Below are 23,167 nucleotides of genomic sequence, written 5' to 3'. Positions count from 1 at the left end.
GAGAGGGGGAAGCCGCGTCAGCGGCGCAGGGGGAGTTACTTCTTGTCCGGCACGTTCTTCTTGCCCTTGTTCTCGGCGATGTAGTCGCTCCACGGATCGGCGACCACCGGGCCAGGCGTCTTCCACACCACGTTGAACTGGCCGTCGGCCTTCACCTCGCCGATGAACACCGGCTTGTGCAGGTGGTGGTTTTCCTTGTCCATGGTGCTCGTGAAGCCACCCGGCGCCTTGAAGGTCTGGCCGGCCATGGCAGCGATGACCTTGTCGGTGTCGGTGGACTTGGCCTTGGCCACGGCCTGGGCCCACATGTTGATGCCGATGTAGGTCGCTTCCATGGGGTCGTTGGTCAGGGGCTTGTCCTTGTGGCCGGGGATGTTCTTCGCCTTGGCGTAGGCGCTCCACTTCTTCACGAACTCGGTGTTGGCCGGGCTCTTGATGCTCATGAAGTAGTTCCAGGCGGCCAGGTGGCCGACCAGCGGCTTGGTGTCCACACCGCGCAGCTCTTCTTCACCCACCGAGAAGGCCACCACCGGCACGTCCTTGGCCGAGAGGCCGGCGTTGCCCAGTTCCTTGTAGAACGGCACGTTGGAATCGCCGTTGATGGTGGAGACCACGGCCGTCTTCTTGCCGGCAGACGCGAACTTCTTGATGTTGGCGATGATGGTCTGGTAGTCCGAATGGCCGAAGGGGGTGTACTCCTCCATGATGTCGGCATCGGCCACGCCCTTGCTCTTGAGGAAGGCGCGCAGGATCTTGTTGGTGGTGCGCGGGTAGACGTAGTCGGTGCCCAGCAGCACCCAGCGCTTGGCCGAGCCGCCGTCCTTGCTCATCAGGTATTCCACAGCGGGAATGGCCTGCTGGTTGGGCGCGGCACCGGTGTAGAACACGTTCTTGCTCAGCTCTTCGCCTTCGTACTGCACCGGGTAGAACAGCAGGCCGTTGGCCTCTTCCACCACCGGCAGCACCGACTTGCGCGACACCGAGGTCCAGCAGCCGAAGATCACGGCGACCTTGTCCTGCGTGAGCAGCTGCTTGGTCTTCTCGGCGAACAGCGGCCAGTTGGAGGCCGGGTCCACCACCACGGGTTCGAGCTTCTTGCCGAGCACGCCGCCCTTGGCGTTGATCTCGTCGATGGCCATCAGCACCGTGTCCTTGAGCACGGTTTCCGAAATGGCCATGGTGCCCGAGAGGCTGTGCAGCACGCCGACCTTGATGGTCTCCTGGGCGTGGGCGCTCAGACCGGTGAAGCCGAGCGTGGCGACCGTGGCCGCGGCGGCCAGGGTCTTGAGGGTGAATCGGCGGGCGTTTTGGGGGGTCTTCGACATGGCGCTTCTCCAGTGTTCCAGGGGTCCCTTGGAAGGGGTGTTGGGCGCCGCCGGCCCGCCTTCTTCAGGCGGTGCTCGACGGACAACTGGATGCTAGGGAAGACCCTGGATGGCGTATGTACGCCACGTGGCGTACGCCGCTGGCGCCGACGTCAGCAGCAGCGCCCGGTGGCGGAGCCGTAGCGCGCGGCCTGGCGTTCGCGGAAGAACGCCTCGTAGTTCATCGGCTCCTGGTCCGGGTGCGTGGCCCGCATGTGCTTCACGTAGCTGCCGTAGTCGGGCACGCCGACCATGAGGCGCAGGCTCTGCGTGAGGTAGCGCCCGGCCCGCCCGAGGTCGTCGAGCAGGCCGCCCGCGCCGGTGGCGGCGGGATCAGCCACCGACGCTGGCGCCGGCCGGCAGCGCCTCGTAGGGGGTTTCGGCCACGCTCGGCTTGCGCTCGGCGCGCGCCTTGAGCACGCTCTTCACGCTGTAGAACAGCACGCTGAGCACCACGAACATGAACAGCGCGCACAACACGGCGTCCAGGCGGTTGTTGAAGACGATGCGCGACATGGCCTCGGGCGTCTTGGCCGGCGCCAGCAGCACGCCGTTCTGCAGCGCCTCGGCGTAGCGGCTGGCGTTGGAGAGGAAGCCCACCTTCACGTCGGCCGAGAAGATCTTGAGCCAGCCCGCGGTGAGCGTGCAGACCAGCAGCACGATCGCCGGCACGATGGTGACCCAGGCGTAGCGGTCCTTCTTCATCTTGAACAGCACCACGGTGCCCAACATCAGCGCCACGGCGGCGAGCATCTGGTTGGCGATGCCGAACAGCGGCCACAGCGTGTTGATGCCGCCCAGCGGATCGACCACGCCCTGGTACAGGAAGTAGCCCCAGGCCGCCACGCACAGGCCGGTGGCGATCAGGTTGGCGGGCAGCGAATCGGTGCGCTTGAGCGCGGGCACGAAGCTGCCCATCAGGTCCTGCAGCATGAAGCGGCCGGCGCGCGTGCCGGCGTCCACGGCCGTCAGGATGAACAGCGCTTCGAACAGGATGGCGAAGTGGTACCAGAAGGCCATCATGGTCTGGCCGCCCACCACCTGGTGCAGGATGTGCGCCATGCCCACGGCCAGCGTGGGCGCGCCACCGGCGCGCGCCAGGATGGTGTTCTCACCCACGTCCTTGGCGGTCTGCACCAGCATCTCGGGCGTGATCACGAAGCCCCAGGTGGAGAGCGTCTGCGCCACCGCTTCGGGCGTGCTGCCCACCAGGGCGGCCGGGCTGTTCATCGCGAAGTAGATGCCGGGCTCGATGCACGAGGCCGCCACCAGCGCCATCACGGCAACGAAGGATTCGGCCAGCATGCCACCGTAGCCGATGAAGCGCGCGTTGACTTCGTTGTCCAGCATCTTGGGCGTGGTGCCCGAGGAGATCAGCGCATGGAAGCCCGAGACCGCGCCGCAGGCGATGGTGATGAACAGGAAGGGGAACAGGTTGCCCGACCAGACCGGGCCGTCGCCGGCCGCGAACTGGGTGACCGCCGGCATCTGCAGCGGCGGCGCGACGACGACGATGCCGATGGCCAACGCGACGATGGTGCCGATCTTGAGGAAGGTGGAGAGGTAGTCGCGCGGCGCCAGCAGCAGCCACACGGGAATGGAAGCGGCGACGAAGCCGTAGCCGATCAGCATCCAGGTCAGGGCCTTGCCGTCGTAGGTGAACAGCGGCGCCCAGGTCGGGCTCTCGTGCACCCACTGGCCGCCCACGATGGCCAGCATCAGCAGCACGAAGCCGATGATGGAGACCTCGCCGATGCGACCGGGCCGGATGAAGCGCAGGTACACGCCCATGAACAGCGCCACCGGAATGGTGGCCGCCACGGTGAAGGTGCCCCAGGGCGATTCGGCCAGGGCCTTCACCACGATCAGCGCCAGCACCGCGAGGATGATGATCATGATCATGAAGGCACCGAACAGCGCGATCAGGCCCGGCACGGTGCCCATTTCCTGCTTGATCAGGTCGCCCAGCGAGCGGCCGTCGCGGCGCGTGGAGATGAACAGCACGATGAAGTCCTGCACCGCGCCGGCGAAGACCACGCCGGCCAGAATCCACAGCAGGCCGGGCAGGTAGCCCATCTGCGCGGCCAGCACCGGGCCCACCAGCGGGCCGGCGCCAGCGATGGCGGCGAAGTGGTGGCCGTACAGCACGTACTTGTGCGTGGGCACGTAGTCCAGCCCATCGTTGTGGCGCCAGGCCGGCGTCATGCGCGTGCCGTCCAGGCCGAGCACCTTGGTGGCCAGGAAGAGGCTGTAGTAGCGGTAGGCGATCAGGTAGACGCAGACCGAGGCGACCACCACCCAGAGGGCGCTGACGGCTTCACCCCGTCCCAGCGCCACGGCCGCGAGCGCGAAAGCGCCCAGCACGGCCACGAAAAACCACCCCAGGTGGCGACCCAGTCCAGACATGCTTGTCTCCTCTTGTGCCGCGGCCTCGCCGATTCGGGCCGCCGTGCGACGGGCAGTATCGGCAACCGGGCGCAAGGGCGCATCCGTTGCACCGCGCGCCGGACCAAGTGGTTTTACGTAAGGGTCGAACTCAGGGTGAAACGTCGCGGGCGTGCTCAACCGCGTACCGGATGAGCTCGGCCTGCCCTTCCAGCTCCAGCTTGCGCCGGATGCTCTGCCGATGCGCTTCCACCGTGCGCACGCTCAGGTCCAGAGCTTGAGCGATCTGCTTGCTGGACTGGCCCCGGCCCAGCGCACTCAGGATCTGGCTCTCGCGCGGCGTCAGCAAGGGGCGCGGCTGCTGGTTGCGGAACAGCCGGCGCGACACCCCGGGACTGAGGAAGGTGCCGCCCGCGACCACCGCCTCGATGGCGGCCACGATTTCGCTGGCCGGCGCGTCCTTCAGCACATAGCCGCGCGCACCAGCCTGGAGCGCCCGGTGCACATACTCCGGGTTGTCGTACATGCTGAACATCAGCACGCAAACATCGGGCCAGCGCGCGAGCATGGTGCTGGCCAGATCGATGCCGTTGCCATCCTTGAGGCCCACGTCCTGCAGCACCACGTCCACCACCAGGCCGTCGAGCAGGCGCAGGGCTTCGGCGGCGTCGCCGGCCTCCCCCACCACCGCCAGCTGCGCCACGCTGGAGAGGCGCGCGCGCAGACCCTCGCGCACCATGGGGTGGTCGTCGACCAGAAGGATGCGGATGGTGTCGTTCATATCGATGCCTCGATCTGGGTGCCGTGGCCGGGTTCGGCCTGGATGCTCAGCCGCCCGCCGATCGCGGCCAGGCGCTCGCGCATGTTGCGCAGGCCGATGCCGCGCTCGGGGTGCAGGTGCACGGCCGCGCTGTCGAAGCCCTGGCCGTCGTCGGTGACGCTCATGCGCACGGTGCTGCCCGGTCCGAAGGCCAGCACCAGCTCCACCTGCCCGGCCTGCGCGTGTTTGGCTACGTTGGTCAGGCTCTCCTGCGCCACGCGGAACAGCGCGGTCTTCACCTCGTCGGGCAGTTCGCGCTCGGTGCCTTCGATGCGCACCGCCACCGGCAGGCCGATGGCGTCCTCGAATTCCTGGCCCAGGTGCTGCAGCGCGGCGGGCAGGCCCAGGGTGTCGAGCAGCGCCGGGCGCAGGGCGTGCGAGAGGCGGCGCACTTCCACCAGGGTGTGGTTGAGCCCTTGCAGCGCCTTCGCCAGCGGCTCGGGGTCGCGGGTATCCGCCCCGGCCTCCACCAGCAGCTTGGTGGACACCAGGGTCTGGCTGATGCCGTCGTGCAGCTCGCGCGCGAGGCGGGCGCGCTCGTCTTCCTGCGACTGCTGCACCTGCCGCGCCAGCAGGCGCAGCTTGTTCTCGGCCACGCGGTGCTCGCTCAGGTTCAGCGCGAGGCCGCTGGCGCTGATCAGCGCGATGCCGAACACCGCGATGCCGGCGATCCACAGCAGCGTGGTGGCGATGTTGCGGTTGGCCTCGCCTTCGATGCGCGTGAGCGTGGCCTGGATGCCGTCGAGGTAGAGCCCGGTGCCCAGCATCCAGCCCCAGCGCTCGTAGGCCATCACATAACCCAGCTTGGGCGTGTCCTTCCCGCTGGAAGGCTGGCGCCACAGGTAGTCCACGAAACCGCCGCCCGCGCGCGCCTGGGCAATCAGGCGCTGGATCGTGGGCCGGCCCTGGGGGTCGCGCAGTTCCCACAGGTTCTGTCCCACCAGCTCGGGCTGGCGCGAATGCATGAGCACGCGGCCCTTCAGGTCGTAGACGAAGAAATAGCCGTCGCGGCCGTAGTCCAGCGAGGCCAGCAGGCGCAGCGCCTGCTCGCGGTCCGCCGCCTCGTTGCCGCCCCGGTCGTACAGCGGCTGCACGGTGCTGGCGGCCAGGGCCACGTAGTTGCGCAGCTCGGCGCGCCGCGCCTCCAGGTAGGTGCGCTCCACCAGGGCGTATTCGCGCCTGGCCAGATCGCGCTCCTGGTGCTGCACGGCCAGCGCGATGAGCACGAGCGAGGCCAGCAGCGGCAGGATGGCCAGCAGGAGGATCTTGGTTCGCAGTCGCATCGGAGGGGAATGGGCGCCGTGGCGCGATTGTCCTCCGATCCCGGCGGGGGCGGCTCAGCCGGCGTGCTGCGGCTGCAGTTGGGGCACCCGGGCCATCGCCATGGCAGCCGCGGCCGTGCGCGTCTCCACCCCCAGCTTGGCGTGGATGCGCTCCAGGTGTTTCTTCACCGTGGCCGGGCTGGCGCCCAGGATGTCGCCGATGTCGCGGTTGATCTTGCCCTTGACCACCCAGTACAGCACCTCGGCCTCGCGCGCGGTGAGGCCGAAGGCGGCGGCCAGGCCGGAGAGCACGCTGGCGTCCGAAGTCTCCTGCATCACGATGAGCCAGTCGCCGCCCTCGCCGTTGACCTCGTCGCCCACGCACTGGTGCAGGCGGAAGGTGAGGCGGCGCGGGCCGTTCTCCAGCGTGAGGCGCGGCGGCTCGCGCTGCGCCAGCGCTTCGCCGAGGTGGCGGCGCAGCCACTGCAGCACGGCCGGTGGCGTGGTCGGCGCTTCGGTGCCGCAGTGGTGGCGCAGCAGGTCGCGCGCCAGCGGCGTCTGCCACATCAGGCGGCCGTCGCGCTCGCGCACGGTGATGGTGGCGTAGCCGAAGGCGTCGAGCGCGTTGCGCGCCTGGCTGCGCTCCACCGCGCCTTGGCGCGCGTGGCGCGCGCTGCGCAGGTGCACGCCCATGCGCGCCATCACCTCGCGCGGCTTGATCGGTTTGGTCACGTAGTCGGCGCCGCCCGCGTCGAGCGCGGCCACCAGGTGCTCGGTGTCGGTCAGGCCCGTCATGAAAATGATGGGGATGTGCGCCGTGGCCGGCTGCGCCTTGAGCCGGCGCGCGACCTCGAAGCCGTCCAGGCCGGGCATCACGGCGTCGAGCAGCACCACGTCGGGCAGGGCCTGGGTGGCGCGGCGGATGGCGCTCTCGCCGTCCAGCGCCACGAGCACGGTGTAGCCCGCCTCGTCCAGCGCGTCGTGCAGGGGCGCGACGTTGTCGGGCACGTCGTCGACGATGAGCACCACCAGCGCGTCCGTGAGCGGCCGCGCGGTCGATGGCGCCGGGGTTTCAACCGGGTGCGACATGGTGTTGCAGCAGTTGCTGTTCGATGGTTTCAAAACGGAATTCGCGCGCCAGCGTGCGCAGGCCCTGCGCGAACGCGGCCTGTTCGGGGCGGCGCTGCACCCATTCGTCCAGCCACTGCACGATGCCCTTGTAGTAGCCCAGGCGCACCAGTTCCAGCAGGGGTTCGAGTTCGTCCCTCGTCGCGGGCGCCGCGGCGGCCACCGGCGCCCCGTCGCGCTCGGGCGCGGCTTCGGTGATCCAGGCCAGCGACAGGCGCTGGCCGAGCCAGCCCAGCAGGTCCTCGCGCCGCACCGGCTTGACGAAGAAGTCCTGCGGGCGGTGGCCGAGGTCGTTCTCCAGTCCCTTGTCGAAGGCATTGGCCGAGACGATGGCCATCGGCACCGCGCCCCAGCCGCGCGCGCGCAGGCGGCGCAGCGTCTCCCAGCCGTCGATGCCGGGCATGGCCAGGTCCATGAAGACCGCGTGCGGCGCGCCGGGCTCGCCGGGCTGCAGGCCATCAAGCAGGGCCAGCGCGTCGTGGCCGCTGGTGGCGAGCATCACTTCGAAACCCAGGGGCGCAAGCCAGCGCGCGAGCAGTTCGCGGTCGGCCTCTTCGTTGTCCACCACCAGCACGCGGCGGCGCGCGCCCTGGTAGCCGGCGTGTTGCGGCACCGCGGTCGGCGCGGGCAGCTGCACGCCGTGCAGCTCGGGCAGGAACAGGCGCACCGTGAACACCGAGCCCTGGCCCGGGGTGCTGCGCACCGTCATCTCGCCGCCCATGAGGTCGGCGAGCATCTTGGCGATGGTCAGGCCCAGGCCGGTGCCGGTGGCCGTGCCGTGCACACCGGCCTCGCCCTGCCCGCGCGCGAAGGGCTCGAACACGCGATCCAGGTCCTGCGGGTTCATGCCGGGCCCGGTGTCGTGCACCTCGAACTGCGCCATCTCGCGCGCGTGCGCCACGCGCAGCCGCACCTCGCCGCTGCGGGTGAACTTCACCGCGTTGCCCAGCAGGTTGATGAGGATCTGGCGCAGGCGCTTCTCGTCGGCGCGCACGGTGTCGGGCAGGCGGCTGCCGGTGTCGAACGAGAAGCGCAGGCCCTTGGCCGCCGCCTGCAGCTCGAACATGCTGGCGACCTCGCGCATGGCGTCGGCAAACGCCATGGGCCGCACGTCGAGCGCGAGCTTGCCGGATTCGATGCGCGCGATGTCCAGCGTGCCGTCGATCAGCGAGAGCAGGTGTTCGCCGCCGCGGTGGATCACGCGGATGGCCTGCGCGCGGTGCGGCGCCACGCCGGGGTCTTCCTGCAGCAGCTGGGCGTAACCCAGGATGCTGTTGAGCGGCGTGCGCAGCTCGTGGCTGATGGTCGAGATGTAGCGCGTCTTGGCCTGGTTGGCCTGCTCGGCCGCGCGCCGCGCCTGCTGCAGCGCCTCGTCGGTGCGCTGGTGTGACTCGATCTCCTGCATCAGCAGGCGCGTCTGCCGGTTGGATTCTTCCTGCGCCACCTCGCGGCTCTTGTGCGCGAGCACCAGCCACCAGGCCACGGTGGCGGCGATCAGCAGCAACACCGCGTACACGCGCACGAAGCCCGAGCGCAGCGCGGCGTCGAGCAGCGAGGTGTTGGCCGCCACGCCCAGGCCCTGGGCCAGGCCTTCCACCTCCTGCCGGTAGAGCAGGCCCAGCACGGCCGCGAGCACCGGCGCCACGATCATCATGAGCAGCAGGTAGTGCGCCAGGCCCGCTTCCAGGTAGGGCCACACGCGGCGCGGCAGCACGCGGCGCAAGGCGCCCATCCACTGCTCGGACAGGCGCGCATGCGGCTTGCAGAGGTCGCCGCAGCGCGCGTCGAGCGTGCAGCACAGCGAACAGATGTGGCCCTGGTACGCAGGACAGTGCGCCATGTCAGGCGCCTCGTACTCGCGTTCACAGATCACACAGGTTTGGACAACACCCCCCGCGCCGCCTGCGGCGTCACCCCCCTGAAGGGGGGCCGCACTGGCGGCCTGGCGGAGCCAGATCCGCGGTGCGCCTGGCGGCACCTCTCCACCGCTTCTGGCGATGTAGTAACGCCCCTGGGTCAACCACGCGATCACCGGTGCGGTGATGAGCGCCGTCACCATCGCGATCACCGCCGAGAACGCCTGCGCCGTCGCCCCCAGCAGGCCCATGTGGGCCACGATGGACAGCGCCGAGGCCAGGCCCATGGCGCCCACGCCGACGGGGTTGATGTCGTACAGGTAGGCGCGCTTGAACTCGATGCCCTTGGGCGACCAGCCCAGCGGCTTGTTGATCACGAGGTCGGCGACCACCGCCATGATCCAGGCGATGGCGATGTTGGAGTACAGGCCCAGCACCTCGCCCAGCGCCTGGAACACGTTCATCTCCATCAGCATGAAGGCGATCAGCGTGTTGAACACCACCCACACCACGCGGCCGGGGTGGCTGTGCGTGATGCGCGAGAAGAAATTGCTCCAGGCCAGCGAGCCCGCGTAGGCGTTGGTGACGTTGATTTTGAGCTGCGAGACCACCACGAACAGCGCCGTGGCCGCCACCGCCCAGCCGTAGTCGGCGAACACGAACTCGTAGGCCGCGAGGTACATCTGGTTGGGGTCCACCGCGCGCTCGGGCGGCACCATGTGGCTGATGGCCAGGTAGGCCAGCAGCGCGCCGCCCAGCATCTTGACCACGCCCAGTACCACCCAGCCCGGCCCGCCGGCGAGCACGCCCAGCCACCAGCGCAGCGCGTGGCCGGGCTCCTTCGCGGGCATGAAGCGCAGGTAGTCGGCCTGCTCGCCCATCTGCGTGATGAGCGCGATGCCCACCGTGAGCGCTGCACCAAACAGGTGCCAGTCGAACACCGCGCCCGCACCAGATTCGCCCCCGTACCGCACCACGTTGGTGAAGGTCTCGGGCGCCATCCAGGCCACCGCCCCAAAAGGCACCACCATCATCACGACCCACAGCGGCTGGGTCCAGACCTGGAAGCGGCTGATGACCGAGACACCGTGCGTCACGAGGGGGATGACCACCAGCGCGCAGATCAGGTAGCCCCAGGCGGGCGGGATGTCGAGCGCGAGTTCGAGCGCGTAGGCCATCACCGCCGCTTCGAGCGCGAAGAAGATGAAGGTGAAGGACGCGTAGATCAGCGAGGTGATGGTCGAGCCGATGTAGCCGAAGCCCGCGCCGCGCGTGAGCAGGTCCATGTCCACCCCATGGCGCGCGGCGTAGACGCTGATGGGCAGGCCGCCCAGGAAGATGATGAGGCCGGTGCAGAGGATGGCCAGCGCGGCGTTGACGAAGCCGTACTGCACCAGCAGCGTGGCACCCACGGCCTCGAGGATCAGGAAGGAGGCGGCGCCGAACGCGGTGTTGGCCACCCGCCACTCGCTCCATTTGCGGAAACGCTGCGGCGTGTAGCGCAGCGCGTAGTCCTCCATGGTCTCGCTGCCGACCCAGCTGTTGTAGTCGCGGCGCACCTTGATGATGCGCTGCGGCGCGTCCTGCCCGGCCGGCGGCGGGGCGCTGGCGGGCGGGGAAGGCGGTGGGGGCACGGCGGGGTTCACACCGGGATTTCGCAGCTTTCATGCCACGCCGGGCCTGGGGCACGGGAATTGCTGATTCCAGGGCAACTTGTATGCTCAGGCTCCCTTGACGATCGCGCACCACCATGGAACTCACGCCCCGAGAGAAAGACAAGCTGCTGATCTTCACCGCCGCCTTGCTGGCCGAGCGGCGCAAGGCGCGCGGCCTCAAGCTCAACTACCCCGAATCGGTGGCGCTGATCAGCGCGGCCGTGATGGAGGGCGCGCGCGACGGCAAGACCGTGGCTCAGCTGATGAGCGAAGGCCGCAGCGTGCTCACCCGCGCCGACGTGATGGACGGCATCGCCGAGATGATCCCGGACATCCAGGTGGAAGCCACCTTCCCCGACGGCACCAAACTCGTCACGGTGCACCAGCCGATCGTGTGACCCCATTCAGGATTCAGGAGACCCCATGACTTTCGCCTTCTTCCTCAAGCGCGCCCTGCCCGCCCTCACCCTCGCCGCCCTGTCGTTCTCCGCCGCCGCCCATGTGGGCGATGCGCACGACCACGGCGGTTTCCTCACCGGTTTCCTGCACCCCATCACCGGGCTGGACCACCTCGCCGCCATGCTGGCCGTGGGCGTGTGGAGCGCCATGACCACGAAACGCCTGTGGGTCGCACCGGTGTCGTTCGCCGCCCTGCTGCTGGCCGGCGCGCTGATGGCGCAGGCGGGCGTGGCCTTCCCCGCCATCGAGCCGATGATCGCGGCCTCCATGCTGGTGGTGGGCCTGCTGCTGGCCGCGCAGGTGAAGCTGCCCGAGGCGGCGGGCGCGGTGCTGGTGGGGGCCTTCGCGCTGTTCCACGGCGCGGCGCACGGACAGGAGCTGGCCGATGGCGCGGCCCTGGCCGGCATGGTGCTGGGCACGGCCGTGCTGCACGCGGTGGGCATCGGCATGGGCCTGGGCCTGAAGCGCGCCAACCACTGGCTGCCGCGCGTGGCCGGCGGCGTGGTGGCGCTGATGGGCCTGAACATGGGCTGGTCCCTGCTGGCGGGCTGAAGCCATGATCCCCGGCGAACTCTTCACCGACGCGGGCGAGCACCCGCTCAACCCCGGCCGGCGCACGATCACCCTGGTGGTGAAGAACGGCGCCGACCGCCCGATCCAGGTCGGCTCGCACTACCACTTCGCCGAAACCAATGGCGCGCTCGACTTCGACCGAGACGCCGCGCGCGGCATGCGGCTGAACATCGCCAGCGGCACCGCCGTGCGGTTCGAGCCCGGCCAGCAGCGCACCGTCGAGCTGGTGGACTACGCGGGCGACCGCATCGTGTACGGCTTCCGTGGCCTGACCCAAAGCGCCCTCTGAAAGACAGCCCATGGCAAGCATCCCCCGCAGCGCCTATGCCGACATGTTCGGCCCCACCGTCGGCGACCGCCTGCGCCTGGCCGACACCGGCCTGGTGATCGAGATCGAGAAGGACTACACCCTGGCCGCCGGCGGCTATGGCGAGGAAGTGAAGTTCGGCGGCGGCAAGACCATCCGCGACGGCATGGCGCAAAGCCAGCGCACGCGCGCCCAAGGGTCGGTGGACACGGTGATGACCAACGCGGTGATCATCGACCACTGGGGCATCGTCAAGGCCGACATCGGCTTGAAGGGCGGGCGCATCGTCGCCATCGGCAAGGCCGGCAACCCCGACACCCAGCCCGGCGTGGACATCGTCATCGGCCCGGGCACCGAGGTCATCAGCTGCGAAGGCCACATCGTCACGACCGGCGGCATCGACAGCCACATCCACTTCATCTGCCCGCAGCAGGTGGACGAGGCGCTGACCTCGGGCGTGACCACCATGCTCGGTGGCGGCACCGGCCCGGCCACCGGCACCTTCGCCACCACCTGCACGCCCGGCCCCTGGCACATCGAGCGCATGCTGCAGGCCGCCGACGGCCTGCCCATGAACCTGGGCTTCCTGGGCAAGGGCAACGCCAGCCTGCCCGCCGCGTTGCACGAGCAGGTGGACGCGGGCGTGATCGGCCTCAAGCTGCACGAGGACTGGGGCACCACCCCCGCGGCCATCGACACCTGCCTGAGCGTGGCCGAAGAAGCCGACGTGCAGGTCGCCATCCACAGCGACACGCTCAACGAATCGGGCTTCGTGGAGAACACCATCGCGGCCACCAAGGGCCGCAGCCTCTGCGCCTTCCACACCGAAGGCGCCGGCGGCGGCCACGCGCCCGACATCCTGCGCGTGGTCGGCGAGGCCAACTTCCTGCCCTCGTCCACCAACCCGACCATGCCCTACACCGTCAACACGCTGGACGAGCACGTGGACATGCTCATGGTCTGCCACCACCTGGACGCGGGCATCGCCGAGGACCTGGCCTTCGCCGAGAGCCGCATCCGCCGCGAGACCATCGCGGCCGAGGACATCCTGCACGACCTGGGCGCCATCAGCATGATGAGCAGCGACAGCCAGGCCATGGGCCGCGTGGGCGAGGTCATCATCCGCACCTGGCAGACGGCCGACAAGATGAAGAGCCAGCGCGGCACGCTGCCCGAGGACAGCTCGCGCCACGACAACTTCCGCGTCAAGCGCTACATCGCCAAGTACACGATCAACCCGGCCATCGCGCACGGCATCGCGCACATCGTCGGCTCGCTGGAAGTGGGCAAGTGGGCCGACCTGGTGGTGTGGAAGCCCGCCTTCTTCGGCGTGAAGCCGGCGCTGGTGCTCAAGGGCGGCAGCATCGCGCTGGCCGCCATGGGCGACCCCAACGCCTCCATCCCCACGCCGCAGCCGGTGCACTACCGGCCCATGTTCGGCAGCTTCGGTGGTGCCACCGCGAAGAGCAGCCTGACCTTCGTCTCGCAGGCCGGCCTCAAGGCCGGCGTGGGCGAACGCTACGGCCTGCAGAAGACCCTGTCGGCCGTGCACGGCGTGCGGGGCGTGACCAAGGCCCACATGGTGCACAACGCCCTGCTGCCGAAGATGGAGATCGACCCACAGACCTACGCGGTGCGCGCCGACGGCGTGCTGCTCACCTGCGAACCCGCCACGCGCCTGCCGATGGCGCAGCGCTATTTCCTGTTCTGAGCGCCGCGATGCTGCAAGTCTCCAAGCTCATCCCCCAAGGCCAGGGCCTCGCCAAGCCGCTGGTGCAGCGCGCGGCACAGCTGGTGCTGGACTGGGACATCCGCCAGAAAAGCCGTTTCGACGCCACCACGACCGACGAGCGCCACGTGGGCGTGTTCCTGCCGCGCGGCACCGTGGTGCGCGGTGGCGACGTGCTGCTCACGCAGGACGGCTCGCTGCTGCGCGTGGTCGCCGCGCCGCAGCCGGTGCTGCGCATCACCGCCTGCCCCGACCACCCCGCGCAGGACCAGGCCTTCGACCTGATGCGCGCGGCCTACCACCTGGGCAACCGGCACGTGCCGATCGAACTGCGGCCCGACCACCTCAAGATCGAACCCGACCACGTGCTGGCCGACATGCTGCGCGCCATGCACCTCACCGTGGTGGAGGCGCGCGAGCCCTTCGAACCCGAGGGCGGTGCCTATGGCATCCAGGGCGCGGGCCACGCCGGCCATGCGCACGGGCACGGCCATCACCACAGCCCCGGCCACGATCACCACCACGGACATGACCACGGCTGACGCGGGCCACCCGGTGCCCGAGCGCTCCGCCGCCAGCCTGCTGCAGATCCTGTGGCTGGCCTCGCCCGCGCTGCCCGTGGGCGGCTTCTCCTATTCCGAGGGCCTGGAGGCCGCCGTGGACGCGGGCCTGGTGCACGACGAAGCCAGCGCGGCCGCCTGGCTCACCGACCAGCTGCACCTGGGCCTGGCACGCAGCGACCTCGCGGTGGCGGCCCAGGCCATCCCCGCCTGGCGCAAGCAGGATCTGCCTCGCGTGCGCGCGCTGAATCACTGGGTGCTGCAGACCCGCGAAACGCTGGAGTTCCGCCTGCAGACCGAGCAGATGGGGCGCTCGCTGCTCGAGTGGGCGCGACAGCTCGGCGAGCTGGGCGCGGGCGTGTTCGAGCAACTGCAGGCGGCCGACCTGAACCCGCCCACCTACCCGGTGGCCTGCGCCTGTGCCGCCGCGAGCGCGCAGGCCAGCGTGCGCGACAGCCTGGTGGGCTATGCCTTCGGCTGGGCCGAGAACCTGGTGCAGGCCGCCATCAAATCGGTGCCGCTCGGCCAGAGCTCGGGCCAGCGCATGCTCGCGCGGCTGGCGCAGCAGGTCCCCGATGCGGTGGACCACGCCATGGCCCTGAGCGACGACGCCCGACAGGCCTTCAGCCCCATGCTCGCGATTCTTTCCGCGCGCCACGAAACGCAATACTCTCGCCTCTTCCGCTCCTGAGCACGTGCCCCCATAAACGAGGAGACCGCCATGACCACCGCCCTGCACCACATCCCCCGCCGCACCAAGACCCTGCCCCCCTTGCGCGTGGGCATCGGCGGCCCGGTCGGCTCGGGCAAGACCACGCTGCTGGAAATGCTCTGCAAGGCCATGCGCGAGCGCTACGACCTGATCGCCATCACCAACGACATCTACACCAAGGAAGACCAGCGCCTGCTCACCGTGAGCGGCGCGCTGCCGGCCGAACGCATCATGGGCGTGGAAACCGGGGGCTGCCCGCACACCGCGATCCGGGAAGACGCCTCGATCAACCTCGAAGCCATCGACCGCATGCTGGACCAGTTCCCGAACGCCGACGTGGTGTTCATCGAAAGCGGCGGCGACAACCTGGCCGCCACCTTCAGCCCCGAACTCAGCGACCTCACGATCTACGTGATCGACGTCGCCGCGGGCGAGAAGATCCCGCGCAAGGGCGGCCCCGGCATCACCAAGAGCGACCTCTTCGTCATCAACAAGACCGACCTGGCGCCCCACGTGGGCGCCGACCTGGAGGTGATGAAGGCGGACACCGCGCGCATGCGCCCGGATGCCGCGCGCCGCCCCTGGGTGATGACCAACCTCAAGACCCTGACGGGTGTGGACGAGGTGGTGCGCTTCATCGAGACCCGGGGCATGCTGCGCAGCGAAGCCCGGGAGCCCGTGCCGGCCTGAAACACCGGCGCAGGCTAAAATCCCACCCTTGTCATCGCTCCCGGAGACTTGGGTGAGCGGTTTAAACCAGCAGTCTTGAAAACTGCCGACCCGCAAGGGTCCGTGAGTTCGAATCTCACAGTCTCCGCCAGAACCAGAAACAGCAACGGGCCCATGGGGCCCGTTGCTGTTTCTGGTGCGGACAACGCGGTTCGCATCGGCATCACTCCTGTTGCATGGTGAAAGACAACCCTGGCAAGGTGCTCCGGCAGGTCAGTTTGGGGCAGCCGGTTCACCTCGCCGTGCGGGCTGCCTTCACTGGCCCAGGCTGACGGTGGTGCCGGCGACGGCGCGCAGACCGGCCTGACGCACTTGCTCGGCCTGTTGCGCGGTGGCGATCACCGGGTACGCGGCGTCATTCTCATTCACCAGGCCCAGGCGCTGGGCTTCTTTCAGCTCGGCCACCACTTGGGCGCGGGTCTTCTCGAAACCGGCGGGCACCTCGAACTTCACGATGTCGGTGTCGGCCAGGCGGCCGGCGTCGCGGGCGGCGATGGCTTGGGCACGGACTTCGTTGCGGCTCAGGCTGGAGCCCGCGGCAACTTCGAATTTCACGATGTCGGTGTCGGGCAGCTGGCCGGCGTCGCGGGCGGCGATGGCCTGGGCTTGCACTTCAGCGCGGGTCAGCGGCGCGCTCTGGGCCATGGCGGCACCGGCAACAGCCGTCAGCATGAGGGGAATGAGGACACGGGTCGAGAGTTTCATGATGCTTCCTTGAACGGTAGGTTGAATGGATGGATGGAGGTTTGGATGGAGGTTTGTGCCGCCTTGGTTTCGGCACAGGAGAGACTGTAAAAACCGGGTCTGTCATTTTCAGAACGCGAGAATTACGGATTCGTAATGCAGCAAAACGGGCAATTCCGTGACAATTCGGTGTCGTGCAAGGCCTTTTGCCGCCTTGTTGTCCCTCCACCCGGTCACCAAGCCCCACTCCCCATGCGCGTGCTGGTCATTGAAGACGAATCCAAGCTGGCGGACTACGTCAAGCGGGGTCTCTCCGAGGCCGGTTACACCGTGGACGTCGCCCGCGACGGCATCGAGGGCCGCTACCTCGCTCTCGAAGGCGACTACCAGCTGCTGGTGCTGGACATCATGCTGCCCGGCATCGATGGCTTCGGCGTGCTCGCGGCGCTGCGCGAGAAACGCAACACGCCGGTGTTGATGCTCACCGCGCGCGACCGCGTGGAAGACCGGGTGCAAGGCCTGCAGGCCGGCGCGGACGACTACCTCGTCAAGCCCTTCGCCTTTTCCGAACTGCTGGCCCGCGTGGCCGCGCTGCTGCGCCGGGGCCCCGCCGCCGTCGCCGAGGCGGCCAACACCCGCATGGCGGTGTGCGACCTGGAGATGGACCTGATCAGCCGCAAGGCCTGGCGCGCCGGCCAGCGGCTGGACCTCACGGCCAAGGAGTTCTCGCTGCTGGCGCTGCTGGCGCGCCGCAAGGGGCAGATCCTCTCGCGCACCACCATCGCCGAGCAGGTGTGGGACATGAATTTCGACTCCGACACCAACGTGGTGGAAGTGGCGGTGCGCCGCCTGCGCTCCAAGATGGACGACCCCTTCAAACCCAAGCTGCTGCACAACGTGCGCGGCATGGGCTACGTGCTGGAGGAACGCACATGAACACCTCGACGACCGTGCTGGACGCGGCCCCGCCCCTGGGTGGCGACAAGCCCGCCGAGGCGCCCTGCACCTATTCCATCGGCCGACGCCTCTCGCTGCTGCTGGCCGTGCAGACGGTGATCGGGCTGGGCGTGCTGCTGGCCTTCATCTATGGCGCCACCTCCATGCTCTTCATCGCCAAGCACGAGGAAGAGCTGCGCAGCTACAGCACCGTGCTGGTGGACGTGTCGCGCGAGGCCTACGCCCAGGGTGGCGAGGCCGAAGTCAAGGCCAAGATGGCCTGGCTGGCCGAACGCCGCCCAGGCACCTTCGTGCAGATGAGCCGCGCCGACGGCAGCGAGTTCTACCGCGACGCGGCACCCACCTTCGACGTGAACCAATCCACTGCCCGGGGCATGGATTTCGCCGTGCCGACGGCGTCTGGCGGCCTGCTGCAGGGCAAGGTGGTGCTGGATTGTTCGCAGGACGCCAAGACCGCCCGCCGCATGGCCCTGCTGCTGGTCGGCGCCGTGCTGGCCGGTGGGGCTCTGGTGGGCTGGGGCACCTTCTGGCGCGTGCGCTGCAGCCTGCGCCCTCTGCTGGACCTGGCCGCCCAGACCAAGGCCATCGACGCGCGGCGCCTGGGCCAGCGAATTTCGCTGGCCGAACCGGCCGAAGAACTGCAACCGGTGATCGACCAGTTCAACGGCCTGATGCACCGCGTGGAGCGCACCTATGTGCAGCTCGAGGGCTTCAACGCCGACGTGGCGCACGAGCTGCGCACCCCGCTGGCCAACCTGATCGGCCAGACCGAGGTAGCGCTCAGCCGCGAGCGCAGCGTGGCCGAGCTGGAGGAAACGCTGCACTCCAACCTGGAAGAGCTGCAGCGCATGGCGGCCATCGTCAACGACATGCTGTTCCTGGCCCAGGCCGACCGGGGCGTGAAGGCACGGCGCAGCGCGCCGGTGAGCCTGGCCGAGCTGGTGCAGCAGGTGGTGGAGTTCCACGAAGCCCCCATGGACGAGCGGGGGCTGCGCGTGACCATCGAGGGCGATGCCCACCTGTCGGTGGATGCGCCTTTGATCAAGCGCGCGATCTCCAACCTGCTGGGCAATGCGATCCGCTACGCCGACCAGGGCTCCGCGCTGTGCGTGCGCATCGCGCCCGAGTCGGAAAGTGGCGCGCGCCTGTGGGTGGAAAACACCGGGCCGTCGATCGAAGCCTCGCACCTGCCGCGCCTCTTCGACCGCTTCTTCCGCGCCGACGCCGCGCGCTGCGAGATGGAAAAACCGCACCATGGCCTGGGCCTGTCCATCGTGGCGGCCATCGCGCGCATGCACGACGGTTTCCCGGCGGCCGAATCCAGCGGCGGCACCACGCGCGTGGGCTTCAGCCTGCAGACCAACGCGGCCAGCGCCTGAGCGAACCCGGCGGGCTCAGTCCGCCAGGAACAGTTCCTGCAGGTCGCTCAGGAAATCGAAGCCGCGTTCGGTCGGCCACACCCGGGTGGCGTCGCGCGCGATCAGCCCTTTCTGCTCTGCCTGCGCCAGGGCCGGCGCGATGCTGGAGAGCGGCAGGCCCGTGCGCTCCATGAACTGCAGCAGCGTGAAGCCGTCCTTGAGCCGCAAGGCGTTGAGCATGAACTCGAAGGGCAAGGCCTTGCGCGAGACTTCGTCGGCGCTCACCACGGCGTTGCCCGCCAGCGCGCGCTCCATGTACAGGCGCGGCTCGCGCACACGCACCGGCCGGGCCACGCGGTGCGCGAAACTGAGCTTGCTGTGCGCGCCGGCGCCGATGCCCAGGTAGTCGCCGAACTGCCAGTAGTTGAGGTTGTGCCAGCACTGGTGCCCCTCGCGCGCGTAGGCCGACACCTCGTAGCGTTGCATGCCCGCCTCGGCGGTGAGCTCGGTGATGCGGTCCAGCATGTCCCAGGCCTCGTCCTCCGGCGGCAGCGCGGGCGGGTACTTGGCGAAGTAGGTGTTGGGTTCGAGCGTGAGGTGGTAGATCGAGATGTGCGGCGGCGCGAACGACAGCGCGGTGCGCACGTCGGCCTCGCAATCGGCCAGCGTCTGCCCCGGCAGCGCGTACATGAGGTCGAGGTTGAAGGTGTCGAAGGCCTGCGCGGCCTCTTCCACCGCGGCCAGAGCCTGATCGCGGTCGTGCACCCGGCCCAGCGCCTTGAGGTGGGTATCGTTGAAACTCTGCACGCCGATCGACAGGCGCGTCACGCCCGCGTCGCGGAAGGCGCGGAAGCGGTCTTTCTCGAAGGTGCCGGGGTTGGCCTCCAGCGTGATCTCCGCATCGGCCTCCAGTCGCAGCATCGCGCGCACGTCGCCCAACAGGCGGTCGATGGCGGCGGGCGAGAACAGGCTGGGTGTGCCGCCGCCGATGAACACGCTGTGCACCGTGCGGCCCCAGATCAGCGGCAGCGAGGCCGCGAGATCGGCGCGCAGGGCCTCGAGGTAGGCGGTTTCGGGCAGGGCCTCACCGGGCGCGGCGGTGGCGCTCCATTCGTGCGAGTTGAAATCGCAGTAGGGGCACTTCTTCAGGCACCAGGGCAGGTGGATGTAGAGCGACAGCGGGGGCAGGCTCTGCAGCTGCAGCGTGCCCGGGCGCATCCAGTGGCGCACGTCGTTCCAGGCCGGGTCGGCCTGGCCTGCGGCGGCCGGCTGGCCGCCGGGCCAGGACATCGGCACGCCGGTGGGTTCGCTCATGGTGTGTCCGAGGGCGCAGGCGAGAACCAGCGCTCGCGCATCAGTTCGAGCATCTGCCGCGCCGCGCGGCCCCGGTGGCTGTTCGCGTTTTTCACCTCGGTGGGCAATTGCGCGAAGGTCTGGCCGAATTCGGGCAGGTACATCACGGGATCGAAACCGAAACCCTTGTCGCCGACCGGCTGCTGCGTGATCAGCCCGGGCGCGCGGCCGGTGGCCACGAGCGGCTCGGGGTCGTCGGCGCTGCGCAACGCCACCAGCGTGCTGACGAGGGCCGCGCGGCGGTCGGTCACGTTCGCCATTTGCTCGAGCAGCGCGCGCACGTTGTTGCCGTCGCCCTTGGCGTAGCCGAATTGCGTGGCGTAGTACGCCGTGTCCACGCCGGGCAGGCCACCGAAGGCCTCGACGCACAGGCCCGCATCGTCGGCCAGCGCGGGCAAGCCGCTCTCGCGCGCGGCATGCCGCGCCTTGGCCAGCGCATTCTCGATGAAGGTGCGGTGCGGCTCGGGCGCTTCCGGGATGTTGAGGTCGGCCTGGCGCACCAGTTCCACGCCCAGCGGCGCGAACAACGCCTGCAGCTCGGCGAGCTTGCCGTTGTTGTTGGACGCCAGCACCAGCTTCATGCCAGCCCCAGCGCCTCGCGCTGCGCCGCCACCAGGTCGGCGATGCCTTTTTCGGCCAGGGCCAGCAGCGTGTTCATCTCGTCGCGCGTGAAGGCAGCACCCTCGGCCGTGCCCTGCACTTCCACGAAGTGCCCGGCGCCGGTCATCACCACGTTCATGTCCGTGTCGCAGGCCGCGTCTTCCACGTACTCCAGGTCGAGCAGCGGCTTGCCGCGCAGGATGCCGACCGAGATCGCGGCCACCTGGTCGCGAATCGGCGACACGGGCAGCTTGCCCTGTGCCATCAGCTTGGCAACCGCGTCGTGCGCGGCCACGTAGGCGCCCGTGATGCTCGCGGTGCGCGTGCCGCCATCGGCCTGGATCACGTCGCAGTCCAGCGAGATGGTGCGCTCACCCAGCGCCTTCAGGTCGAACACGGCGCGCAGCGAACGGCCGATCAGGCGCTGGATCTCCTGCGTGCGCCCGCTCTGCTTGCCCTTGGCCGCCTCGCGGTCGCTGCGGGTGTGGGTGGCGCGCGGCAACATGCCGTACTCGGCCGTCAACCAGCCTTCACCACTGCCGCGTTTGTGCGACGGCACTTTTTCTTCCACCGAGGCGGTGCAGAGCACCTTGGTGTTGCCGAACTCGATCAGCACCGAGCCCTCGGCGTGGATGGTGTAGTGGCGGGTGATGCGCACCGGGCGCAAAGCATCGGCGGCCCGTTGGCCGGGTCGGGTCATATCGCTCATGGGAAACCTCGGGAGTTCAGGAATTGCGTTCGGCCGTGCGGCGGATCGCGGCATTGATCTCGGCGATCGAGCGTTCGATCGCCGCGTCGTCCATGTCTTCGATGGAAGGGTCGGGAATGCCCGACTGGATGGTGGAAGCAAACACGCCGTCGTCGATGTCTTCGGTGGAGACGCGGGTGGACTGGAATTCGTCCGCCGTCTCCCACTCCATCGCCAGCACGGTCACATTGTCGCAGCGCGGGCCGCCGCGCTTGAGCGCCATCTCCACCAGCTCGGGCACGGCCTGCTCCAGCGGCCGCTTGGACAGCTCGGACGTGATTTCTTCGTCGCTGACCGTGCCCCACAGGCCGTCCGAGCACAGCAGCACGCGGTCGCCCTGCATCAGGTGGACCGGGCCGGAGAGGTCGAACACCGGCTTGGCGGGTGAGCCCAGGCAGGTGAAGAGGATGTTGCGGTTGATGTGGTCGGTGGCGCGGCCCAGGTGCTGCTGCTGCTCCATGTAGGAGTGGTCGCGCGTGCGCGTGAGCATCTCGCCGTGGCGCACGACGTACAGCCGCGAATCGCCGCAATGCACCCAGTGCACGTGGTTGCGCTCCATCACGGCCGCCACCAGCGTGGTGCGCGGGGTGTCGAGCATGCCTTTTTCGGCGGCGTAGCGGATGATCTGGTGGTGCGCCGCCATCAGGGCGCTGGAGAGGAACTCCGGCACTTCCCGCACCGTGGGGTTGGCGGCCTTCTGGAAATACGCCGAGAAAGTCTGCAGCGCGAGCTGCGCCGCCATCGCGCCTTCGGGGTGGCCGCCCATGCCGTCGGCCAGCACGAACAGGCCCGACTCCCGGGTGTAGGCATAGCCCATTCGGTCTTCGTTGCGCTCCCGGCCCCCTTGGCGGCTGATCTGGTAGACCGAAAACTTCATCGAAACTTGGTCGCGGCGTTGGTGGACTTGCGCAGGGACTTCTTGTTGTCCGACACGATGTTGTCGAACTGCAGCCGCATCTTCTCGGCCACGGTGAGTTTGGTGTAGCTGCGCTCGGTCTCGCGGCTCAGCTCCTTTTGCAGCGCGAACACCGATTGCGGGCGCGACAGCGGATCCAGCGACATGCACCACTCGACCACCTCGATGAGGTTGTCGGAGTACACGCCGCGCAGGCGCGAAAGCGCCAGCGAGAGGCGGTCTTTCTCCAGCCGCTGGGGCGCGTCGTTGGGCGGGTAGCCCTGCATGCTGGCGTAGATGCAGGCGCCGATCGCGTAGATGTCGGTCCACGGGCCCATGGAGGAGTCGCGCCGGTACATCTCGGGCGCGGCGAAGCCGGGCGTGTACATCGGGCGGATGAAGTTGCCTTCCTTGCTCAGCACCTCGCGGGCGGCGCCGAAGTCGATCAACACAGAACGGTTGTCGTCGGTCACGAAGATGTTGGCCGGCTTGATGTCCAGGTGCAGCATCTTGTGCTGGTGCACGATGCGCAAGCCGCGCAGCACCTCGTCGTACAGCGAGCGGATGGTCGATTCGCGGAACACCTTCTGCTTCTTGAGTTCACGCGCCGTGATGATGAATTCCTGCAGGGACGCGCCCTCCAGGAAGTTCATGACCATGTAGACGGTCTCGTTCTCGCGAAAGAAATTGAGCACGCTCACCACCGACTGGTGGGAGATCTGGGCCAGGGCACGGCCTTCTTCGAAGAAGCTCTTGAGGCCCAGCCGGTACAGCGACAGCTTCTCCGGCTGCACCTGGGGCAGCAGCTCGCCGGGGCCGCGCGAAGCCAGCGACGAGGGCAGGTATTCCTTGACGGCGACCTGCTGGCCTTCCGTGTCCACGGCCAGGTACACCACGCCAAAACCGCCGGCCGCCAGCTTGCGGACAATGCGGTAACCACCGATCACGGTGTCCGGCGGCAGCGGTGCGGGTTTGACCTTTGACATAATTCGGATGGTTTCCGGAACGCCTCGTTTTGGACCACTCACCCTGA

At 68.8% G+C, this 23,167-nt stretch carries 22 protein-coding genes and 1 tRNA gene; 10 read left to right on the top strand and 13 right to left on the bottom strand.

The features are described from left to right. Positions 1–35: 35 nt before the first annotated feature. The 7 genes from urtA to ABSY19_RS21745 form a co-directional block, all read right to left on the bottom strand. On the bottom strand, positions 36–1,325 hold the full coding sequence (gene urtA, locus ABSY19_RS21775; protein WP_382155737.1) for an urea ABC transporter substrate-binding protein: 1,290 nt from the start codon (positions 1,323–1,325) through the stop codon (positions 36–38). A 152-nt stretch (positions 1,326–1,477) separates the two neighbouring features. Beyond that, on the bottom strand, positions 1,478–1,672 hold the full coding sequence (locus tag ABSY19_RS21770; protein WP_382163902.1) for a YbdD/YjiX family protein: 195 nt from the start codon (positions 1,670–1,672) through the stop codon (positions 1,478–1,480). Positions 1,673–1,697: 25 nt separating this feature from the next. Then, positions 1,698–3,770, bottom strand: coding sequence for a carbon starvation CstA family protein (locus ABSY19_RS21765; protein WP_382155734.1), 2,073 nt, complete (start codon positions 3,768–3,770; stop codon positions 1,698–1,700). Positions 3,771–3,900: 130 nt separating this feature from the next. Further along, positions 3,901–4,530: a response regulator gene (locus ABSY19_RS21760; protein WP_382155731.1), complete on the bottom strand. Its 630-nt coding sequence runs from the start codon at positions 4,528–4,530 to the stop codon at positions 3,901–3,903. Then, positions 4,527–5,852, bottom strand: coding sequence for a cache domain-containing protein (locus tag ABSY19_RS21755; RefSeq protein ID WP_382155728.1), 1,326 nt, complete (start codon positions 5,850–5,852; stop codon positions 4,527–4,529). Before ABSY19_RS21755 ends, ABSY19_RS21760 begins: the two co-directional genes overlap by 4 nt. A 54-nt stretch (positions 5,853–5,906) precedes the next feature. Beyond that, the gene (locus ABSY19_RS21750) at positions 5,907–6,920 is read right to left on the bottom strand and encodes a response regulator (RefSeq protein ID WP_382163894.1); all 1,014 of its coding nucleotides are present in this window, start codon (positions 6,918–6,920) and stop codon (positions 5,907–5,909) included. Continuing rightward, positions 6,904–10,449, bottom strand: coding sequence for an ATP-binding protein (locus ABSY19_RS21745; protein ID WP_382155725.1), 3,546 nt, complete (start codon positions 10,447–10,449; stop codon positions 6,904–6,906). The genes ABSY19_RS21750 and ABSY19_RS21745 overlap by 17 nt, the downstream gene beginning before the upstream one ends. Before the next feature lie 116 nt (positions 10,450–10,565). Here ABSY19_RS21745 and ABSY19_RS21740 point away from each other — a divergent pair, with 116 nt between their 5' ends. The 8 genes from ABSY19_RS21740 to ABSY19_RS21705 all read left to right on the top strand — a co-directional run bounded on the left by ABSY19_RS21740 (position 10,566) and on the right by ABSY19_RS21705 (position 15,630). After that, positions 10,566–10,868: an urease subunit gamma gene (locus ABSY19_RS21740; RefSeq protein WP_382155722.1), complete on the top strand. Its 303-nt coding sequence runs from the start codon at positions 10,566–10,568 to the stop codon at positions 10,866–10,868. A gap of 25 nt (positions 10,869–10,893) precedes the next feature. Beyond that, the gene (locus tag ABSY19_RS21735) at positions 10,894–11,481 is read left to right on the top strand and encodes a HupE/UreJ family protein (protein ID WP_382155719.1); all 588 of its coding nucleotides are present in this window, start codon (positions 10,894–10,896) and stop codon (positions 11,479–11,481) included. Positions 11,482–11,485: 4 nt separating this feature from the next. Then, on the top strand, positions 11,486–11,791 hold the full coding sequence (locus ABSY19_RS21730) for an urease subunit beta (RefSeq protein WP_382155716.1): 306 nt from the start codon (positions 11,486–11,488) through the stop codon (positions 11,789–11,791). Positions 11,792–11,801: 10 nt separating this feature from the next. Further along, positions 11,802–13,520, top strand: coding sequence for an urease subunit alpha (ureC, locus tag ABSY19_RS21725; protein WP_382155713.1), 1,719 nt, complete (start codon positions 11,802–11,804; stop codon positions 13,518–13,520). An 8-nt stretch (positions 13,521–13,528) separates the two neighbouring features. Next, positions 13,529–14,080, top strand: coding sequence for an urease accessory protein UreE (ureE, locus tag ABSY19_RS21720; RefSeq protein WP_382155710.1), 552 nt, complete (start codon positions 13,529–13,531; stop codon positions 14,078–14,080). After that, positions 14,067–14,789, top strand: a complete 723-nt coding sequence (locus ABSY19_RS21715; RefSeq protein ID WP_382155707.1) for an urease accessory protein UreF — start codon at positions 14,067–14,069, stop codon at positions 14,787–14,789. The genes ureE and ABSY19_RS21715 overlap by 14 nt, the downstream gene beginning before the upstream one ends. A 30-nt stretch (positions 14,790–14,819) precedes the next feature. Next, positions 14,820–15,500, top strand: a complete 681-nt coding sequence (gene ureG, locus ABSY19_RS21710; protein WP_382155704.1) for an urease accessory protein UreG — start codon at positions 14,820–14,822, stop codon at positions 15,498–15,500. 42 nt (positions 15,501–15,542) lie between these two features. Beyond that, positions 15,543–15,630 (top strand) — tRNA-Ser (locus ABSY19_RS21705). A gap of 164 nt (positions 15,631–15,794) precedes the next feature. Here the strand turns inward: ABSY19_RS21705 and ABSY19_RS21700 are convergent. Further along, the gene (locus tag ABSY19_RS21700) at positions 15,795–16,244 is read right to left on the bottom strand and encodes a DUF4148 domain-containing protein (RefSeq protein WP_382155702.1); all 450 of its coding nucleotides are present in this window, start codon (positions 16,242–16,244) and stop codon (positions 15,795–15,797) included. 231 nt (positions 16,245–16,475) lie between these two features. Between ABSY19_RS21700 and ABSY19_RS21695 the strand changes: the two genes are divergently transcribed. Both ABSY19_RS21695 and ABSY19_RS21690 read left to right on the top strand, forming a co-directional pair. Then, entirely contained in the window at positions 16,476–17,159 is a 684-nt protein-coding gene (locus ABSY19_RS21695; RefSeq protein WP_291113937.1) for a heavy metal response regulator transcription factor, read from the top strand. After that, complete coding sequence (locus ABSY19_RS21690; protein WP_382155699.1) at positions 17,156–18,559, top strand: heavy metal sensor histidine kinase; 1,404 nt, start codon at positions 17,156–17,158, stop codon at positions 18,557–18,559. Before ABSY19_RS21695 ends, ABSY19_RS21690 begins: the two co-directional genes overlap by 4 nt. A gap of 15 nt (positions 18,560–18,574) precedes the next feature. Here the strand turns inward: ABSY19_RS21690 and hemW are convergent, their stop codons facing one another. Genes hemW through ABSY19_RS21665 form a run of 5 tightly spaced genes read right to left on the bottom strand, consistent with a single transcriptional unit; the run spans position 18,575 to position 23,120 of the window. Further along, the gene (gene hemW / locus ABSY19_RS21685) at positions 18,575–19,828 is read right to left on the bottom strand and encodes a radical SAM family heme chaperone HemW (protein ID WP_382163892.1); all 1,254 of its coding nucleotides are present in this window, start codon (positions 19,826–19,828) and stop codon (positions 18,575–18,577) included. Positions 19,829–19,848: 20 nt separating this feature from the next. Then, positions 19,849–20,472 (bottom strand): RdgB/HAM1 family non-canonical purine NTP pyrophosphatase, encoded by a 624-nt coding sequence (gene rdgB / locus ABSY19_RS21680; RefSeq protein ID WP_382155696.1) that lies wholly within the window; start codon positions 20,470–20,472, stop codon positions 19,849–19,851. After that, positions 20,469–21,200 (bottom strand): ribonuclease PH, encoded by a 732-nt coding sequence (rph, locus tag ABSY19_RS21675; protein ID WP_291113945.1) that lies wholly within the window; start codon positions 21,198–21,200, stop codon positions 20,469–20,471. The genes rdgB and rph overlap by 4 nt, the downstream gene beginning before the upstream one ends. Positions 21,201–21,216: 16 nt before the next feature. Beyond that, positions 21,217–22,116 (bottom strand): PP2C family serine/threonine-protein phosphatase, encoded by a 900-nt coding sequence (locus tag ABSY19_RS21670; protein ID WP_204733641.1) that lies wholly within the window; start codon positions 22,114–22,116, stop codon positions 21,217–21,219. Beyond that, on the bottom strand, positions 22,113–23,120 hold the full coding sequence (locus ABSY19_RS21665; RefSeq protein WP_066268004.1) for a serine/threonine-protein kinase: 1,008 nt from the start codon (positions 23,118–23,120) through the stop codon (positions 22,113–22,115). Before ABSY19_RS21665 ends, ABSY19_RS21670 begins: the two co-directional genes overlap by 4 nt. Between the last annotated feature and the right edge of the window lie 47 nt (positions 23,121–23,167).

Source organism: Hydrogenophaga sp. ANAO-22, assembly GCF_042466645.1.
In the GTDB taxonomy this organism is placed as follows: domain Bacteria; phylum Pseudomonadota; class Gammaproteobacteria; order Burkholderiales; family Burkholderiaceae_C; genus Hydrogenophaga.
This window is presented reverse-complemented; position numbering and strand designations above follow the sequence as displayed.